The organism is Faecalibacterium sp. DFI.5.82, assembly GCF_029076575.1.
GTDB lineage: Bacteria > Bacillota > Clostridia > Oscillospirales > Ruminococcaceae > Faecalibacterium > Faecalibacterium duncaniae.
Genome location: NZ_JARFIS010000237.1, coordinates 1 through 334 on the forward strand (window position 1 = coordinate 1; position 334 = coordinate 334).

Sequence of the window (334 nt, forward strand, 5' to 3'; positions counted from 1 at the left end):
TCTCCGGGTCAAGGGCTTCTTCCCTTTTCAGCCGTTCCAGCCACTGCTTCAGCTCCTCCCGCAGGGCGGCGGTCATAAAGTTGGTGCGGCAGGAGGCCTCGGTCTTGGTGTCCTTCAGGATGAGGGAGGTCTTGCTGCCCTCCAGCTTGTCCGGGAAGATGCGGAGGATGCAGCCCTTGTCCACCTGTGCCAGCGTGTCCTTCTGCTCCCGCTGCATGGAACGGTTGACGGTGAAGGTGCCCATGCCGTTGGCGGCATCAAAGTCGATGTCCTCCGGGGTCAGACCTGCCACCTCCCCTTCCCGTAGCGAACCCACCAGCGTCAGGTGGACTGC

Annotated in this window: 1 pseudogene; it reads right to left on the minus strand. The window is 62.9% G+C overall.

From position 1 onward, the window contains the following. A pseudogene (locus tag P0G09_RS16400) lies at positions 1 to 334 on the minus strand (site-specific integrase); the annotation flags it as partial.